This is a genomic window from Streptococcus ovuberis, from assembly GCF_012396585.1.
Taxonomy (GTDB): domain Bacteria; phylum Bacillota; class Bacilli; order Lactobacillales; family Streptococcaceae; genus Streptococcus; species Streptococcus ovuberis.
The window spans coordinates 1-18,950 of record NZ_JAAXPR010000002.1 but is presented as its reverse complement, the minus strand read 5'-3'; the positions used below and the strand labels follow the sequence as shown (position 1 = coordinate 18,950).

Below are 18,950 nucleotides of genomic sequence, written 5' to 3'. Positions count from 1 at the left end.
TTCCTCTAAACTGCTCTAACCCTTATTTCTAGTCGGTCCCCATTGGGGGCACGTAGTAAGTTTCTTTGAACCATTCACTGTCATCCATCTTTTTTCATAGAAATGATATTTTTCAACGAATAGAATTTGTGAAAGGAGATAATATGAAAATCAAAACATTATTATTATCAAGTTTAGTTTTAGGCAGTTTGACCACTCAAGAGGCAACTCTTGTGCAAGCTAATCAACATCTTTCCCCTGTTTCTATAGAGGTCAGTGGAACTAAGTTGAAACTACGTTATCTAGAGGCTTTCCCTGAAAATGCATCTATTCAATACGCTATCTGGTCAGAAGAGAACGGTAAAGATGACCTGATTTTTTACAATAGCCAGGCCGGCTTTGCCGACATTTCATTACGAAATCATGCAGGTTCCGGAACCTATCATCTTGAAACATATCTGGTGCAAAATGGTCAGAAGAGCCTTTTGAAGGCAGAAACCTTCCAGTCTCTAGACAACGAGAGACAAACCGATACGCCAGTCACTTCTAGCACCAATATTCAACCAAATCCCACAACAGTCACTCCGCCTACCACTACTACCAGACTGGAGACATCCACTACCACCCCGAGTACTACAGGCAACATAGCGACAGAAACGAGCCAAACCCCTCAGGCGCAGGTGACTACGGCACCCCTTAACCAAACCACCGCAACTCAAGCCACTAGCAAAGGTAGCACCACTGTCACCCAAGCAACTACGAGTCAGTCTATTTCCAAACCTACGACTACCAGCACATCTGAAACCAATACAAGGGCAGCCAACCTACTTGAACGTTCTGCAACAAGCACCTCTCCTAAAATCACTACTGCTTTTAGTAGCTCACATATCTTGACTGTTAAGGTTACCGGGATTACAGATAATCCGTACGAAGTCCTTCTCCCTACTTGGACAGAAAAGAATGGTCAAGACGATATTCAGTGGTATGGAATGAAACGCCAGGCAGATGGATCTTACTTACTGGACATTCCCCTCAAAAACCATAACAATGAAACAGGCGTCTATAACCTCCACCTTTACCGGCGTAACAAAGCTGGAGAAGCTCTCATTGGTATCGGAGGAACAACGGTCACACCACCAACCACTTCAACGGTTACCCCTACTCCTTCTGCCCCTAAAACGCCTCAATTTTCGCTGACAAGCCTCAACAAAGCAACAGGATCCTATATTCTCAACGTCCAACCTGAGAAAACTATTACTTCTATGGACATTGCCGTCTGGAGCACCAGCAATCAAAGCAATATCAAATGGTATAAAGTAAGCGCTAATGCAAGCAATCGCTATAGTCTTGCGGTCTCTATTGCTAATCACCAAAATATATCAGGAGTTTATCATAATCATGTTTACATCAATTATGCTGATGGCACTCGAGTTGGATACGTTGCAAACACTGCAGATTTAACGAAACCTAGCACGACTGTTCCAGTCACCTATACCCCAACAGCCAGTAGCCGTTTTGTCCGGTCAGGCACCTACGAGCTGAGTCTCAACAATGCCAGCACCGGCGAATATCTCTTCGCTGTTTGGTCTGACAAAAACGGACAAGATGACATCGGTTGGTATACCGCTAATTCCCTTGGCTCTAGTAGTTATGGTTTCCAATTGGATTTGAACAAACACAAGGACAGTGGTCTCTATCATTTCCATATCTATAAACGCAACGGAACTGGCTTATCAGGTGTTTTGTCAACTAGCTTCACCGTAGATCCGAACCATCTGACACAGACAAGTCCAGCTCCTGCTCCCATCACTACACCAAGCATTCCAAAAACTTATGTCGCCACAAATTATCCAGTAGGTCAATGCACCTGGGGAGTCAAACAAGTGGCTCCTTGGGTCGGAGAATGGTGGGGAAATGCCAAAGATTGGGCTAACACCGCCAAAAACCTAGGTTACATCGTCAGTGACACTCCTCGGGTTGGAGCCGTAGCTGTTTGGCCGACAGACGGAGGAGGATTCGGTCATGTCGCTGTCGTCACCCACGTTGACAGCCCGACACGTATCCAAGTCTTAGAATCCAACTACGCTGGTAAGCAATACATCAGCAACTTCCGTGGCTGGTTCAACCCCTACCAAGTTTGGAACGGTAGCGGCTATTCTCCTGGACCAGTACACTACATCTATCCCAAAGGATAGGCAAAATGGACCTTCGTGGTCCATTTTTTGTCAAATTCCTCACACTTGTAAAAACCATGATCACACGCCGAGTAGCAGTGATGGGGTTCAATCCTATTCCTTGATACGTCCACTATCGCGTCTTTCTGCTTTATGACGTTGTTGTTTAGAGCCACCAATGAAGGGGCAATGCATTTTCAACAGGGATCTTACCTGTTTATTTTAGGCTTCTAAAACCCTCTCGTTTAGGCGAATCGTTTCATTGCCATTTCGGAAATTCATTTGCTACTTTTTCTTCTACTGATTTTGGACTTCTTTGAGACAGCTAAAGACTCCCCATACTGTATCTAGCAAACTCATTGTTGTTATTTTACTAGATACTATATAGGGAGTCTCTTAACTCTCTAAAACGTTTGCTAGCTTTTTCTAACAAAGCTAGCCTTGATTCCATCTATTCCTTCAAATCAACTATGCTAAAAAGATCTATGACATCGTTGGCTGATATCTACGGTAACAGAATATCACGCGATCCTTCATTATTAGCTAAAAAGAAGGATGGAGTTATGAGAGGCATTTCAGAATATAGAGCCGAGAGGTGAAATCTTTTGCCTCACCAACATGGTCTTTATTCCGAATTAAGAAACCGGCTTCCATCAGTTGACTGCCTGAATAGATTTGATGATCGCACTCATAGTAAGCGTCTGCTTGCAATCCCTTGAGACGTAAGCGCTGATAACCGATGTTCGCTCTAGCCAATCTCCTGTATTGTCCCACAATAATCGTCTCATTGTCCTCTGAAACCACTTGCCAAGCTGATAAGTCACTTTCATACGGACTTTTCAGACGTGTGAAGGTACCAAATTGAAAAACGGAACGGTAGTGCTTATAAAAGGCAATCTGTTCTCTAATGGCCTCATATTCTTCCTTACTCAATTCGGATAAATCCAATTCATAACCAAAACTGCCGAAGAAAGCAACGTTTGCGCGTGTTTCCATCGGTGTTAGCCTACCCATTTGCTGATTAGGACTGGCTGAGATATGACAGCCCATACTATTCAGTGGATAAACCATAGAAGTCCCATACTGGATTTTCAGGCGCTCTATAGCATCCGTATTATCACTGGTCCAAGCTTGAGGAGCGTAGTAAAGCATACCAGGATCAAAACGACCACCTCCACTTGAACAGGATTCAAAAAGAACTTTTGGAAAAGCCTTTGTCAGCTGGTCATAAAGACGATAGATATTCAAAATATACCGATGAAAAGTTTCGTTTTGTTGATCAGCTGACCGCATCAGACTGAAAACCTCTGTCATGTAACGGTTCATATCCCATTTGACATAGTCTATCTTATGGTCTGATAAGAGGCGGTAAAGTTGTTGGTAAATGTTTTGGTAGACTTCTTCACGCGATAAATCAAGTGTGTATTGAAAGCGGCCATGCGATTGACTGTGGTTCGGGTGGTGCAAAATCCAATCAGAATGCTCTCGAAATAGGTCACTATCTTTATTGACCATTTCTGGTTCAATCCACAGACCAAACCCCATTCCCAACTGATGAATCTGCTCAATAATCCCTGTGAGACCATGCGGAAGCTTCTCCAAATTAGTCACCCAGTCTCCTAGGCCAGCATGTTCGTGATTACGCTGACCAAACCAACCATCATCCAGTACAAAGAACTCTACTCCTACATTTGCTGCCTGTCTGGCCAAATCCAGAATCTTTTCTTCATCAAAGTCAAAGGACATCGCTTCCCAGTTATTCAGCAATATTGGACGTTCCCTATCACGCCAGTAACCTCTCACTAAATGTTTCTGGAAAACTTTATGAAAAGTCTGGCTCATCGCATTTAAACCAGCATCACTATAAACCATGACTACTTCAGGCGTTTGGAATTGCTCTCCCTTGCTTAATTTCCAAGAGAAGCGCTCAGGATGAATCCCCAAACTTACTCGGAGCTTATCAAACGCATTGACATCTATCTGTGCTAAAAAATTGCCACTATAGATGAGAGAAAACCCAAGAACTTCCCCTTGGTGCTCATCTGCTGTAGGGCGTTTTAAGGCTAGAAAAGGGTTATGCTCCGCACTACTTGAACCCTTTAAACTATAGATGGACTGGCAACCATTTTGCAAAGGATTTTCCACAACATAACGTTCTCGTCCCCAAGAACCATCCAAGTGTAGCCAATCATAATCTCGATCTGGCAAGTCCAAATTCATTGATAATGCTCTATTAAGAATGATTGGTAAATCCCCTTCTTGTTCAAACCGCGCCTGCCTTGTTATGACCGAATAGCCCCTAAAAACGGTATAGCTCAATACCAGTCGTGTTTGGGAACCTTTATCCCAAAGCTCTATTTCCAAGGTTTCAGCTTCGTCTTCCTGATTCAAATACAAGGCTGGTAAGCCTTCTAAGTGGGGTTTCCCTTTTAGGATGCGGTAAGTCTGATACTCAAAATGCGACAAACAACTACCGTCTATTTGTTCGATTTCAAAAGCAGGTAAACCATAGTCGGTCGTGCCATAGCAGGCATATTCCTGTCGCGTATGCTGTAAAGAGAACGAAGTCCCATCGTCATAGACAAAAGACGTCAGCGCGCGATACTCATCTTCCAGCAAATAGCGGTAAGAAAGATCTGTACTAACACGTTTCCCGTAATAAAGTTGCCCAATATGCCCGTTTGGAAGAATGCCCATCACATAACTGATTGTCTCATTGTAAAGATGAAACTCTTGGCTTTCTTGTTTAAATAGAATCCCCATAAGTCACTCCAATCTGTATAAATTTCTTTTAACCAGTCATTACAGTTTGCTACCTGAACTGGCAATTCCTTGAATAAACTGCTTTTGGAAAATAATGTACAAGATAACCATCGGCCAGATCGCTAGTACGCTTGCAGCCATCAACTGAGGGTAATTAACCGTATAGGCGCCTTGAATCTTAGATAGAGCGCTAGATAGCGTCGCCTTACTAGGGTCTGCATTAATAATCAACGGCCATAGCAAATCTTTAAAAGCAAACAGAGCTGTAAAAATCGCCAAAGCAATCAGACCAGACTTGGCCAGCGGTAACATTACTTTGAAAAAAGTTTGCCCAATGTTGCAACCGTCTAACTTAGCCGATTCTTCCAGCTCTTTTGGTAAACCCATGAAAAATTGACGAAGCAAGAATGTTCCAAAAGCGCTCACCAAACCAGGAAAGACAAGCGCAAAAATGGTATTTCTCATGCCCATTTGGTCAATCATCAAATACTGCGGAATAACAAAGAGTTGTGGAGGCACCATCATTTGAAACAGAACCAATCCAAATAAAACGTTTTTAAATGGAAATTGTAATCTGGCAAAGGCGTAGGCTGCCATAGCAGAGAACATCACCGAGCTAAAGATGCGCCAGACCATCATCAGAATAGTATTCAAATAGAGTACTATAAAATTATTGGTTCTTATAACTTCTGTGTAGTTCCCCACCAACCACTTAGACGGTAAAATTTGGAAGGGGTTCATCTGGGTTGATTCTGTAACCGACTTGAAGGAAGTTAAAACCATCCAAATAAAGGGCAAAATCATTCCAAAAGAAACAGTTATGAGTAAAAGGTGAATCCAAAGGTTTTGTTTTAAGAATTTTGACTGCATTTGCTCCCCTTCCTAGCGATAGTGAACCCATCTTTTTTGGACGTTCATTTGGATTACTGTCAGTAGTAAAATCAGTCCTAGCAATAAAATCACGACCGTAGACCCATACCCCTTATCTGAGTATTTGAAAGAATGATTATAAAATAGATAAACCAGTGAAACGGTCTTATCATAAGCTGGGCTCTTAATATCTTCCATCATGTAGATGACATCAAAAACCTGCATAGATTGGATAATACTTGTCACAACTACAAAAAATAAGGTAGGAGAAACAAGTGGTAGCGTAATATTGAAAAATTGCTTAAAAGGGCTAGCCCCATCAATAATCGCTGCTTCATAAAAATCGTTTGGAATTTCTTGAAGGCCTGCTAAAATGAGAATCATGCTATACCCTACCGTACTCCAGATCCCGATTGCTGCTATAGCGTATAAGGCTATACTAGGATTCTCAATCCAGTTCACAGGGCCAATGCCAAATCGCCCTAACACATGATTAATCAAGCCAAAATCCGTATTATACAGCCATCTCCACACCATAGTCACTGCAGCAGGCGCCGCGACCATCGGTAAAAATAAAATGGTTCGGTAGACATGCTTGCCTTTCAATTTTGTATTAAGTAAAACAGCTAAAAGCATTGCAAGCATAACCGTTATCGGCACCACTAACAGCGTGTATTTAATCGTATTCCACGTTGCCTGCCAGACTTGAGGATCTGTCATTAAACGACGATAATTTTCTAACCCTATAAAAATATCGCTCTTGCCGAAATCGCCACTTTTAAAGAAACTCAATTTTATCGTCTGAAAAATAGGAATAATATTTAAGACCATGAGTCCAATAATCGTCGGAGCTACCATTCCTAAGCCCCACAAAGCTTGATTCCTCTGTTCTCTTTTTGTCGCCATAACTCCTCCATTAATCGAAAGTCTGGACAGCCAGCTATCCAGACTTTCGTGCTTTTATTTCTCTGAAGCAAGCACCTCATTCATTTGATCCGCTGCTTTTTGAGCCGCATCTTTCGTTTTTTCTTCTCCCAAATAAGCTGGTTTTAATAACTCATAGGCCTTTTCTTCCCACTTAAGGGTCATTTGAGAGTAAGGCCTGATTTGGGCATACTCGAGCATATCAACATATTTTTGAACCGCAAAATCTTTATTCGAGTCAACCCAGGTTTGAGCAGCGCCTTCATAGGCTGATATGGCCACACCTAACTTAGCTTGCATTTCTTGAGCCTCCTTGGAACTCAAATATTCCACCCATTTCCAAGCTGCTTCAGGATGTTTGGTGTTTGCTGCAATCGCATTTCCCAAACCATTAAAAATGGTAGCTCGTTTGCCATTTGGCCCTTTTGGTAAAACGGCGACATCTGCATTCGCTTTTACATAATCATTAGAAGAAAATCCAGATAAATTCCACGAACCAAAGACTCCCATAGCTACTTGACCGTTTTGGAAGGCTTCTGCGCGTTTTCGATCCTCTGTCATCACAGGAGATAATTTTTCTTTGACGAAACTGAAGTAGTAATCCAACGCCTCCACTGTTTTAGGATCATCATATCCAGATGTTTTAGCATCTGCCAGAACCTGACCACCATTCTGGTAAATAAAGTTGTAGAAACCTTCTTGATTACTGAAACCTGCTCCAAAACCATATTGACTACCATCGTCTTTGGTTAGTTTTTTAGCAACTTCTTTTAATTTATCCCAATCCCAAGTCTCATCTGGATAAGCTATGCCGGCCTCGTCAAACATTTTTTTGTTATACCATAAGCCGATGGTGTCAAAGTCTTTTGGTAAGGCATATTGCTTATCATTAATATTGTAAATGGCATTCAGGCCATCTGGGAAATTCGATAGACTAGCGGTCTTGCTTTTGGCTAAATAATCATCCAATGGCAACAGCATGTCATTAGAAGCATAGCGGTAGATTTCATTAGAGTGCATCCAGAATGCATCTGGTAAAGACCCTCCTGTTGCCCCTGCTTCCAACATGGTCCAGTAATTATCCCAATTAACTACTTGAATCTTAACCTTAATATCAGGATTCTGAGCCTCAAATTGATCAGCAATTTGACGAATCCCAGGTTCTTGGTTGGAATCCCATATGGCGTAGGATAATTCTGTTTTGCCAGAATTATTGGATTGAGATTCTGACGAGGATGAACTGTTATCAGAAGTACCAGATCCACATGCGGCTAATAAAGTTGACACTGCCATTAAGCTACAAAAACGTACGAGCGTCTTCATCATTAATCTCCTTTTTCAAGGGAATCCCTTGTTATTTGTAATTTAAGTTTATCAAAGATAACGCTTTCAATAAATAGGGGGATTTGACTTGATTTATATGAGTTTAAGGTCAATTTGTTGTTTTTAATATAAAAAGTTACAAAAGCATATAGAAATGCTATAATAGTCCTATATTTTTTGTTTTCTTTAGGTGAGGTTTATGGTACAAAAAGCTAAATTTTATGTTTTTAATAATAGGTCGTACGTTGATTTTTATCCCATTCAATTCGGCATGGAAGCATGTAAACCCCTGCACTCTTTTGGTCCAACCATGAAGCAACACTATCTGTTTCATTATGTTATTTCGGGATCTGGTACATTTTATTCCACAGGTGAAGAACGTTGTTTTCCCTTAACGGCTGGTCAAGGCTTCTTAATTTCCCCTAATATGATCTGTAGCTACGAAGCCGATTTTGAGGACCCTTGGACCTATATTTGGATTGAATTCGACGGCTTAAAAGCCGAGCATTTTATCAAGCAAGCTGGTCTATCTGCTAAACAACCCATTTTTACCCAGAAGAAAGCAGCCTTGGAAAGCCCTGTCTACCAAGAGATGAGAACGATCCTTGATCTCAATAACAGCCGAAGTTCTCTTTTATTAGGGCACCTCTACCTATTTATTTTCCACTTGATCGAGGAATCTATAGAGCAAACATCCATTTCGCATGAGGATATCAAAGATTTCTATATTCGTGAGGGGATTAATTTTGTAGAGAGAAATTACCATCTTCCTATTGGTGTAGAAGATATGGCCAAACGCTGTAATCTCAACAAACATTATTTTAGTCGCCTATTTAAAAAAGAGATGAACATCTCTCCTCAACAATTTATCATTCAATACCGATTAAGTGAAGCTTGCGAACTCCTTAAAAATACAACACTAAGTCTACAAGAAATTGCTGAGACTGTTGGCTACTCCAACCAGTTTAATTTTTCCAATGCTTTTAAGCGCCAATTTCATCAATCTCCAAGCCAATGGCGCAAACAAAACCGTTAGATAGGATATAAGCTTATGAATCTATTGATGCCATCACTAGCTTAACTCCAATCCTTCTTCCCCATTAAAACTAACGGTTCGCCATGCTATAACAATAGAGCTCTCTAAAAAAACAACTGCTGCCAACTCTTTCTAGTATGAGCAAAGTCTGTCTTAGCTAGGATCAAGTCGACTATTCTTGATTTTTAAAACCAATGAACTTCTCTTTGCATATATTTTTATGTAAACAAAGCATTCAGAATTCCTCCCAAACAGAGCCAAGAAAAATGATTTCTCTCAGACCTATCCCGCTCCTATCCAGACCCATTGGTAGCACACTCTGATAAGCCAATTTTGTCTTCCTTTGACAACCAAATTTCCCAAGGAGGACATCGCCCTTGCACGTGCGCATAAGATGCCCCAATATCCCATTATCTCCTGAAAATAAAACCAATCCCTGTGATCGTGGAAGTAACTTCTAACTGCGTCATTTCAAAAAAACGTGTCAGTGCTCTTTTCTTTGTTAAGCTAGACCTTCCTAGAAAATACTGACACACTGAATACTAAAAAGGCATAGAAGAAACGATTCTCATAACGCAATTCTGTGCCTTTTCTGTACTCTATTTTTTGTCCGACCTCTACTGTTTATCGTCATGTCACCGAGATACGGTTCTTAAATGTCCCTAAGTGTAGGGCTTTTGAAGGCAAAAAGCTGAGGTGCAACGCCATTTATCTCATCCACTGAATTCATCACCCAAACAGCTTTAGGACTGTAACGATCCTAACTATCACCTTAAACAGTTCGTTTACACTGCAGGAACGACTAAGGTAACGGTTGATAACAACTCATCACATTCTGATAATGGCTCAATTGTTTCCCCTCCTTAAGATAACATTCTAATCATTACTAAACAACTAGTACCTCTATACTCTTTCAAAATCAAACATATAAATGGTTCGTTTACTGGACTGTATCATGTCTAGTCCTACCGTCACTAGTTTTCCCAGTTCCATAGGGTACTTCTCTAATAGTCCCCTAGACTATTGGAAAAGTTTTGGGTTAATTGCGGCATTTGGCAATTAACCCATAGTGTTTCTTTGACAATCAGTCGGTAATGTCCCTAAATTATCTGTTTTTTATTGAGTACTACCGTTTTGGGGAGTTGGATGACTTGCCTGACTTATTTTAACAATTAGTGCGCCAAAAATAAGCACCTGATCTTCCTTCCTTTGATCAAGTGCTATTCGATACTCATGTTAGTTAAAACTGGCGATTGCTTTTCGCGATATAATCAACCAGGTCTGCTACTGTCTGAAAAGTTTCTAGATCTCGGTCTGGAATCTCAATGTTAAAAGCATCCTCCAAACTGATGACAAATTCCATCAATGCGACAGAATCGGTAAACTGATCCCGAAGTAGCAAATCCTCAGAAAGCACAACGCCTTCGCCTTGGAATTCCTTAACTAAAGCAAGGAGTTTTTGATAGATAACTTCTTGTGACATTTTTATTCCTCTTCTGAAAATTCTTGAACCGACTGACCGACCACATCCGTTTCCAGCATGGTCCTAATTTGACGAAGCGTGCTGACAATACTCTTGGCATCACTGGACCCGTGCGCCTTAACCACAGGCGCCTTAAGCCCAAACAAGACTGCCCCACCAGCGCTAGAATAGTCTAAACTGTCTTTTAATCGGTAAAGACTTGGTTTAAGCAGAAGGGCACCCAGTTTAGCACGTAGCCCTCCTGAAGCAATGGCTGATTTGAGCTGACTCATGACAGACATGGCTGTTCCCTCAATGGTTTTAAGCACAGCATTTCCCACAAACCCATCTGCCACGACAACATCTGCCACACCATTCAGAAGTTCTCTAGCCTCTATGTTACCAATAAAATTCAGATTTGGATCAGCTACCAACAACTGATAGGTCTCCTTACGCAAGCTATCGCCTTTTGTCTCTTCAGTGCCATTATTCAAAAGGCCAATGCGAGGATTAGTTAAACCGCGCACATGCTTAGCATAAAAGGCACCAAGAACAGCATATTGATAGAGGTGATGCGGTGTATTCTCAGCATTTGCTCCTAGGTCAAGCATATCAAACCCCTGACCATCCCGAGTCGGCAAGGTAGATAAGAGCCCTGGCCGTTCAACTCCCTTGATGCGTCCAACCACAAAGAGACCCGCCGCTAAGAGTGCACCTGTATTTCCCGCTGATAAAACAGCATCTGCTTGGCCATCCTTGACCGCCTTAGCTGCCAGAACCATCGATGCCTGTTTCTTACGGCGGATCGCCTTAGCCGGCTCCTCATCCGAATCAATCTTTTCCTCGGTGTGGACAATACGGATACGCGGATTTTCCTTAAGATAAGGCTTGATCTTTGCCTCATCCCCATAAAGTTGGACCTCAATATCCTTATAAAGCTCTATGGCTTGATTAACCCCCTCGACAATCGCCTGAGGTGCGTAATCCCCTCCCATGGCATCAACAGCAATTCGTTTCATTTTCTCTCCTTTGCTATAGCTCAATCAATAGCTCTATTTTATCATATTCTTCAGCGATTATCCTTGAGGAGGTGACCCCATTGAGCCATATCATCAATAAACTTTTTAGCCTTGAGATGAATTCCCACGTATTCCTCGTACAGCTGATCGATAAAGGTTCGCAATTTTTGTTTCATTTCTGACTTAATCGAAATCGTCTCCAAGTCCGTAAATTGAATTCCTTGGAAACGGCTCAAGAGATAGATGACATTTGGGTCTACATGAACACGATGGCTATCCTGATGCTGATGTTGGGGACACAGACAACCGTTGTATTTATAGGAAAAATCCAAAGGCTGACCAACACGGTGACAGACCAGGCATTCGTCAAAATTTAAACTGACCCCAAATCGGCTTAAGATTTGCACTTCAAAAATATTGGTCAAGACCTCAATATCCAGTCCTTGCTCCATCAAAGCCAAGGTTTTTGATAAAAAAGCAAAGAGGGCTGGATCTGACACATTGTCTTGAAGGGCAGCATCTGCCAAAGCAAGCAGATAAGTGGCATAAGACAGCGAAAAAATATCCCCATTAACCTTTGGAAAGGTATGACTCTCTCGATAATCTTCAATAAAACTAAAGCCTGTCGCATTTAAATTAACAATAAAAGACGAGGCCGTCAATGGCTGGATAACACTGGTCAACTTAGAGTCATGAGCATGCCGCACAAAGAACATCCGTTTGCCATAAGATTCCGTAAAAATCTTTACCAGCATATCCTGCTCGCGATAAGGGCGGTTATAGAGGACCAAACCCTTTGTCTCAACGCGATTCATCCGATTCCATAAAACGCGCCAAACGCTTCATGGCCTCCTCAATGGTTTCCATGCTAGCTGCATAAGAAATCCGAACATAACCTTCACCATATTGCCCAAAGGCAGCTCCAGGTATAAAGGCTACCGCCTCCTTACGAGCAAATTTTTGCAGAAAGTCGAAAGAATTTTGATTATAACCCGCTGGAATCTTGGCAAAGATATAAAAAGCACCATCTGGACGGATGATTTCAAAGCTAAGAGCAGTCATTTTTTCAATAATCAGATCCCGACGCTTCATATAAGCTTCCTTCATCGGCAGAGCATCATCTTTGCCATTTTTTAAGGCTTCTAAGGCACCATGCTGGGCAACCGTCGCCGCAGCTGTTACGAGGTACTGATGGCTCTTGATTAACTGCGCTGTCAAGGTAGCTGGGGCAAAAATCAATCCGATCCGCCAACCTGTCATGGCATGGCTCTTCGAAAGACCTGAAATAACGATCGTTTGATCTGGTAAGAATTCTGCAATGGATACATGGCGTCCTTCAGAATAAGTCAATTCTGCATACACCTCATCTGAAATAACAAAAATGTCATACTTTTTCAGCACTTCGGCAAGACCTGCCATCTGCTCTCTCGAGTAGGTCACGCCTGTCGGATTGGCGGGGTAATTAAGGATGACTGCTTTCAATCGGTCCCCTTGCTCTAAGATAGCAGTCTCCAACATTTCCGGGGTCAAGACAAACTGATTCGCTGTCGTATCAATCTCAACGATGGAACCACCAACCATAGTCACAATCGGCTCATAGCCAGGATAAGCTGGCGCAGGCAACAAAACGGTGTCACCCGACTCAATAATAGCTACTAAGCTAGCGGAAAGCGCCTCTGTCGCCCCTACTGTCACCAAGATTTCGCTAGCTGGATCGTAGGTTAGGTTATACTTTTCTTGGACAAAGTCAGCTGCTGCCTGACGTAGCTCCAAGAGTCCACTCATTCCTGTATAATAACTCTGGTTGGCATCAATCGCTGCCTTAGCAGCCTCTTTTACATGTTCTGGCGTCGTAAAGTCAGGCTCTCCCAGCGTCAGCTTCAAAATACCAGGAACATCCGAAATCGACTGATCAAACTGACGAATCATTGAAATTTGAATCTTGTCCAATTGTTTATTAAATCGTTTACTTAAATCCATAGGTTTCTCCAATCTTTAGACTATTATATCGCAATTTTCAGAAAATGTTAAATGAGAAAGCACTCCCTGACAGGAGGCGTCAAAAAATTGGAAGAGGCTCACCTTCTCCCAATTTCCATCTATTTCTAAAAGCTACCCATGAAATTACTTACCAGCTGACTCCCTCATACCACGTTGACAAGACCTTCTTAGTGGTGTCTTTTCCACCTGCATAACGATAAGCCATCTGGTACTCAACTATATTGGATTGAGATTTTAGTGTCACCGATTCAAGTTTTCCCCAAGCACTTCTCTACTTTCCCAAAGTCCCTTTAAATTAAAGCTTCTTTCCTTCAAATAGAGGAGATAAAGGACGTTTTTCATGAATCCGCACAATAGCATCCGCCAGCAAGTCAGCAATCGAAATCTGTTCAACCTTATCTATCAAGCGGTCTTCCGGCAGATAAATCGTATCCAGAACAACTAATTTCTCAATCGCAGATTTAGCAATATTATCCATGGCAGGTCCGGATAAGACTGGGTGGGTACAGCTAGCATAAACAGCTACTGCTCCCGCCTCTGCCAAAGCATCCGCCGCATGGCAAATGGTTCCTGCTGTGTCAATCATATCATCAATCAGAATACAGGTCTTGCCGTCTACCTTACCGATAATATTCATCACCTCAGAAGTGTTCATCTTATCCACTGACCGACGCTTGTCAATGATGGCAATAGGAGTCTTTAAAAATTCTGCCAACTTACGCGCCCTGGTCACGCCACCGTGGTCTGGAGAAACCACTACATAATCAGCACCTGTCATCCCACGACGTTCAAAATAGTCCGCAATCAAAGGTGCCCCTAAAAGATGGTCAACAGGGATATCAAAGAAACCTTGAATCTGTGAAGCATGCAAATCAATGGTTAAAAGGCGATCAACACCTGCCACTTGAAGCATATTGGCTACTAATTTTGACGTGATTGGCTCACGCGCTCTAGCCTTACGGTCCTGACGGGCATAACCGTAATAAGGCATCACAATATTGACTGATTCAGCGCTAGCACGCTTGAGAGCATCCACCATAATGAGAATTTCCATCAAATTATCATTAACTGGTGACGAAGTTGACTGCAAGATATAGACCTGAGAACCACGGATCGATTCTTCAATATTGACCTGAATTTCACCATCTGAAAAATGCTTGACCGTTGATTTCCCAAGCGAAATCCCCATACTATCAGCCACTTTTTTAGCCAGTTCCTGATTTGACGATAGCGCAAACAACTTTAAGTTAGCGTATGACATACTGCCCTCCATTTTAATTTAAGAAACATTCCTTATTCTATTGTAACGGTTTTGCTAAGATATTTCAAACAAAAGCAGAGATAGATGAACACTTACTCAAATAAACTAGAGGGATGACTTACGGTATTGATTGTAAAGCGCCCGTGCTTTATCACATCTCTGGAAAAAGAACTAACTCAAAAGACACTTAATTCAACGCCAACGAACTCACCCCTGTCAGACAGCCCCTTAAAAAGGCCCTTTCTTGAATAGATTTTATTGTGTTTGAAACACAGGCAAATCATTCTCAAGAAAAGACATTTCAATGCTTCCCACGCCAAACGCATGAAGGAGATATTGTTTTCAGAAAGCTAGATTGATTTTATTATTTCTATTGATGATTGCGCAGGTGAATTGGATCGTCGTCAATCTTGGAAAACTCGCTATCCCTTATCAACCACTCTATTTCTTGTCTTTGTTTGTCAGTTAGCTGGGATTGAAACATGGAAAGAGATGGAAGATTTTATTGAAATGAATGAAGGTCCTTTAGGAGAATAGGTTGATTTGAGCGATGGTTGTCCATCTCACGATACTCTAGAGCGTGTGGTTAGTCTTGTTAATTCAGACCGTTTAAAAGAGCTTAACGTTCAATCATAACCACCCGTGAAAACGGGTGGCTTGTACACCGGCTATAAGCCGTTAAACTCCAGTAGCGTCTAAAGACGCTCGCTGAACGTTGTTCAGGTTATGCTTCTATTACTTGACTATTGCCCGTAACAACGGGCTTTTATCTTGTTCTAAATCCTCCATCTGAAAAGGGATCTTCGTATTCTTTAACGCTCAACTTATCTAGAGCTATGTCGTCCTTCTCTTGCTCGCGAATATACTTCGCTACGGTTTGTTCGTTTAATCCGATAGTACTGACGTAATAACCCCTCGCCCAAAACTTACGATTTCCGTATTTATACTTTAAATTCGAATGTCTATCAAATATCATCAAAGCACTCTTACTTTTTAAATATCCCATAAAATCGGAAATCGCTAGTTTGGGTGGTATCAGCACAAGCATGTGAACGTGATCTGGCATCATGTGCCCTTCTATAATTTCTACTCCTTTGTACTGGCATAGATGACGGAAAATATCGATGAGGTCTTGTCTAATTTTATAGTAGATGGACTTTCTACGATACTTCGGAGTGAAGACGATGTGATAGAGCACATCCATTTGGTGTGTGATAAACTATAACTGGTTTTAGCCATTGCTAAAATAGTCCATTGGACTATTTTACTCCTTTCTGTATCTAACCTGAACAATTAGATTATACTAGGAAAAATAAATGGAAGCTAGAAGCCTTATCAACCACCAGCTTAGCTGGTGGTTTTCTCATTTTTCTCTCCGAGAAAAACTGGCTTGAAGCCATAACTGAACAAACCCAGAAATCAACATTTTAAGACAAAGCAAAAAGCCCACTGTTGTAGGCTTTCTGTAAGATAACTCTTAAAATTAAAGCATTTTGTTGTAGAATTCTACGACAAGGGCTTCGTTGATTTCTGGGTTTATTTCGTCGCGTTCTGGCAGACGAGTCAATGAACCTTCCAATTTTTCAGCATCGAAAGATACGAAAGCTGGACGTCCAAGAGTTGCTTCAACAGCTTCCAAGATAGCTGGAACTTTAGCAGATTTTTCACGAACTGAGATCACTTGACCAACTTCAACGCGGTATGATGGGATATCTACACGTTTACCGTCAACAAGGATGTGGCCGTGGTTTACGAATTGACGTGCTTGACGACGTGTAGTCGCAAGGCCAAGACGGTAAACAACGTTGTCCAAACGACGCTCAAGAAGAACCATGAAGTTGAAACCAAGAGTTCCTTCTTTGATTTTGGTAGCTTGTACGAACAAGTTACGGAATTGTTTTTCACCCAAACCGTAAGAGAAGCGTAATTTTTGCTTTTCAGCTAATTGCAAACCGTATTCTGACAATTTAGAACGGTTGTTTGGTCCGTGTTGCCCTGGTACGTAGTTACGACGTGCTAATTCTTTACCTGTACCCGTAAGTGAAAGACCCAAGCGACGCGCTTGTTTCCAAGATGGTCCTGTATAACGTGACATATCAATGTCCTCCATAAATAAATTTTATGGAAATAACGATGTAGACAAACCTAATTCGTGCAGCTTGCCTTCGCCCAAACAGCAAAGGTTACTGGTATTGCAGACAAGCTGTTGACGAGCTTTATTTTGTCCTGCTGTTATTTCACACAAAGATTATTGTAGCACAAAAAAAAGCCTATTGCAAGGCTTTTTTTCAATAAATAACGTTTCACAACAGAGTCTAGTCTTCATTTTCAACATCTTCGTCTGAGTAGTCATCATCTTCTTCCGATAATTCGACATCCTCATCAATTTCATCATCTGGGATGATCTCGTTTAATTCAGCGTCGTAAGACTCTACTTCGTCCTTCTCGTCGTCAGGATTCTCGTCATCATACTCGCTGCCGTCACGGTCTAACAGCTCCTCATCTTCTGGATCGTCATCGTTATAGTCAATGGCATCTTCATCCCCATCCATAAAGGCATTGACACGCTTTTTCTTGCGCTTAGGAATTCCATCCTCGTCCTCATCCTCAAGGCTGATCACTTCCTCATCAATTTCGTCAATAGCATACCATGACCGAAGACCCCATTTGTTGTCTCCCAAAGAGATAAAAGAGCCATCCACATTTAAATCTGTGTAGAAATTAGGAAGAGCATCACGGATCTCCCCGTTAGAACGCCCTAGGTACTCCTGTACCGCATTAACCAGATCATTAAAATACATCTCATGATCACGACCACGAGATTCTAAAATAGCACGCGCTACTTCAATCATTGATAATTCTGTCTTGTCTTGACCAGCAAATACTTCAAATTCCATCTTAGACTCCTTCATTTTGTCTCCCTCCTATTTTACGCTAAAAGCCTTAAATAGTCAAAGGCTATACTTAAAATCTCTATTTTTTAAACCTAACCTAGCAGCCTTTTAAAAAGCACTAAGCTACTCCTAAAGGTTAGGTATAGCTAGAAAAACACCCAAAAGAGGTTGAGCAATCCCTCAGCCTCTCTCGCCTTATCATTCAACTAACCCTTTAGCATCCTAGCCTAAATACCTCTATTCTTCAGGTGAAATCGCTTGGTCAATCTGGTCAGCTAGAGTTCGCATGGTTTGGGCTAACTCACGGTAATCTAGGATAGTATTATAAATCCCATCTTCTGACAAGACCCCTCGCGGAAGATGCTTAGGAATTTTCCCCTGCTCATCCAGTTCAAAATGCTCGCGCCATTCTGGACTACCATAGTAGGCAAAGAGATCCTCTAGCCGGGGCATATGCTCTTGAGCAGTTTCCAAGATCTGCCACAACCGGTTTGACTGCTCTATACTTTGACTGAGCACCTGCTCCATCGCTTCAATTTTTTCTAATGCATCCATAGCTTTATTATACCACAGCATTCTTTAAAAAACCATTGTGGCAAGGATCAATCCACGCCAAACGCATGAAGAAAAAAGTTCCAATAAATTTCTGAAATACAAAAATTTATTCTGAAAAGTTAGGAAGTCAAGGACAATAGTCATAGAATGCAATCTTTTCAAGAGCTATTTATAGAAAAGAAGTCAAATATTTTTGAGTAAAATCTCATAAAACACCTAAAAATTTGGACTTTGCTAAATTTCAAGTCCAAGTTAGGCATTTAGTAAAAATTGTCTAGGAGATAAATAGTTCAAACATTTCTTTGGATAGTTGTTAATCCAATTTTCGATGAAGGCGACCATTCTTGTGGTCGTTTTCTTAGTGCCTTTTGGCAACCATCGTCTAATGAGTCGGTTATGGTTCTCGTTGGTTCCTCTTTCCCAAGAGGCGTAAGGGTGAGCATAATAGATACACTCAGGATTAAAGACCTCTGCCAAGCGACTAAATTCTGTCCCGTTATCCGCTGTGATTGAGTTGATGTGATAGTTTCGTAGAATCCCTTTCAAGGCTTGATTTACTGATGTCGCTGACTTGTCAGGAATGAGACGAATGATTTGAAAGCGACTCTTCCTGTCTGTGAGTGTCAGTAAGCACTCGTTTTTAGCACGCGTCTGAATAACGGTATCAATCTCATAATCGCCTAGATTTT

Annotated in this window: 15 protein-coding genes and 2 pseudogenes; 3 read left to right on the top strand and 14 right to left on the bottom strand. The window is 41.6% G+C overall.

What is annotated here, in order from left to right; translation table 11 throughout:
- Positions 1 to 143: 143 nt before the first annotated feature.
- Entirely contained in the window at positions 144 to 2,174 is a 2,031-nt protein-coding gene (locus tag HF992_RS01190; protein WP_168548245.1) for a GBS Bsp-like repeat-containing protein, read from the top strand.
- Positions 2,175 to 2,714: 540 nt separating this feature from the next.
- On the opposite strand, the gene HF992_RS01185 is transcribed toward HF992_RS01190, so the two are convergent.
- The 4 genes from HF992_RS01185 to HF992_RS01170 are packed head-to-tail and all read right to left on the bottom strand — an operon-like array spanning position 2,715 to position 8,033.
- Entirely contained in the window at positions 2,715 to 4,916 is a 2,202-nt protein-coding gene (locus HF992_RS01185; protein ID WP_168548244.1) for an alpha-galactosidase, read from the bottom strand.
- 39 nt (positions 4,917 to 4,955) lie between these two features.
- Positions 4,956 to 5,786 carry a carbohydrate ABC transporter permease gene (locus tag HF992_RS01180; protein ID WP_168548243.1) on the bottom strand — a complete coding sequence of 277 codons (831 nt, stop codon included), beginning with the start codon at positions 5,784 to 5,786 and terminating at the stop codon, positions 4,956 to 4,958.
- A gap of 12 nt (positions 5,787 to 5,798) precedes the next feature.
- Positions 5,799 to 6,692 (bottom strand): carbohydrate ABC transporter permease, encoded by an 894-nt coding sequence (locus HF992_RS01175; protein ID WP_168548242.1) that lies wholly within the window; start codon positions 6,690 to 6,692, stop codon positions 5,799 to 5,801.
- Between the two features lie 54 nt (positions 6,693 to 6,746).
- Complete coding sequence (locus tag HF992_RS01170; protein WP_168548241.1) at positions 6,747 to 8,033, bottom strand: ABC transporter substrate-binding protein; 1,287 nt, start codon at positions 8,031 to 8,033, stop codon at positions 6,747 to 6,749.
- A 199-nt stretch (positions 8,034 to 8,232) separates the two neighbouring features.
- On the opposite strand from HF992_RS01170, the gene HF992_RS01165 reads away from it, so the two are divergent.
- Positions 8,233 to 9,069: an AraC family transcriptional regulator gene (locus HF992_RS01165; RefSeq protein ID WP_168548240.1), complete on the top strand. Its 837-nt coding sequence runs from the start codon at positions 8,233 to 8,235 to the stop codon at positions 9,067 to 9,069.
- Positions 9,070 to 10,309: 1,240 nt separating this feature from the next.
- Here the strand turns inward: HF992_RS01165 and HF992_RS01160 are convergent.
- From HF992_RS01160 to HF992_RS01140, 5 genes are all read right to left on the bottom strand, one after another.
- Entirely contained in the window at positions 10,310 to 10,552 is a 243-nt protein-coding gene (locus tag HF992_RS01160) for a phosphopantetheine-binding protein (protein ID WP_168548239.1), read from the bottom strand.
- Positions 10,553 to 10,554: 2 nt separating this feature from the next.
- A complete protein-coding gene (plsX, locus tag HF992_RS01155) occupies positions 10,555 to 11,550 on the bottom strand; it encodes a phosphate acyltransferase PlsX (protein WP_168548238.1) in 996 nt (331 codons plus the stop codon).
- Between the two features lie 50 nt (positions 11,551 to 11,600).
- Positions 11,601 to 12,365: a DNA repair protein RecO gene (gene recO / locus HF992_RS01150; RefSeq protein ID WP_168548237.1), complete on the bottom strand. Its 765-nt coding sequence runs from the start codon at positions 12,363 to 12,365 to the stop codon at positions 11,601 to 11,603.
- Positions 12,352 to 13,530 (bottom strand): pyridoxal phosphate-dependent aminotransferase, encoded by a 1,179-nt coding sequence (locus HF992_RS01145; protein ID WP_168548236.1) that lies wholly within the window; start codon positions 13,528 to 13,530, stop codon positions 12,352 to 12,354. Before HF992_RS01145 ends, recO begins: the two co-directional genes overlap by 14 nt.
- A 316-nt stretch (positions 13,531 to 13,846) precedes the next feature.
- Positions 13,847 to 14,812, bottom strand: a complete 966-nt coding sequence (locus HF992_RS01140) for a ribose-phosphate diphosphokinase (protein ID WP_168548235.1) — start codon at positions 14,810 to 14,812, stop codon at positions 13,847 to 13,849.
- Between the two features lie 354 nt (positions 14,813 to 15,166).
- Here HF992_RS01140 and HF992_RS01135 point away from each other — a divergent pair.
- Positions 15,167 to 15,442, top strand: a pseudogene (locus HF992_RS01135) (transposase family protein); the annotation flags it as partial.
- A 136-nt stretch (positions 15,443 to 15,578) separates the two neighbouring features.
- On the opposite strand, the pseudogene tnpA reads toward HF992_RS01135, so the two are convergent.
- The 5 genes and pseudogenes from tnpA to HF992_RS01110 all read right to left on the bottom strand — a co-directional run.
- Positions 15,579 to 16,051 (bottom strand): annotated as a pseudogene (tnpA, locus tag HF992_RS01130) (IS200/IS605 family transposase).
- Between the two features lie 244 nt (positions 16,052 to 16,295).
- On the bottom strand, positions 16,296 to 16,907 hold the full coding sequence (rpsD, locus tag HF992_RS01125; protein WP_168548234.1) for a 30S ribosomal protein S4: 612 nt from the start codon (positions 16,905 to 16,907) through the stop codon (positions 16,296 to 16,298).
- 220 nt (positions 16,908 to 17,127) lie between these two features.
- Positions 17,128 to 17,709 (bottom strand): DNA-directed RNA polymerase subunit delta, encoded by a 582-nt coding sequence (rpoE, locus tag HF992_RS01120; RefSeq protein WP_168548416.1) that lies wholly within the window; start codon positions 17,707 to 17,709, stop codon positions 17,128 to 17,130.
- A gap of 234 nt (positions 17,710 to 17,943) precedes the next feature.
- On the bottom strand, positions 17,944 to 18,261 hold the full coding sequence (locus tag HF992_RS01115) for a DUF4298 domain-containing protein (RefSeq protein WP_168548233.1): 318 nt from the start codon (positions 18,259 to 18,261) through the stop codon (positions 17,944 to 17,946).
- Positions 18,262 to 18,513: 252 nt separating this feature from the next.
- A partial coding sequence (locus HF992_RS01110; protein ID WP_168548232.1) for an IS30 family transposase occupies positions 18,514 to 18,950 on the bottom strand: 437 nt, incomplete at its 5' end.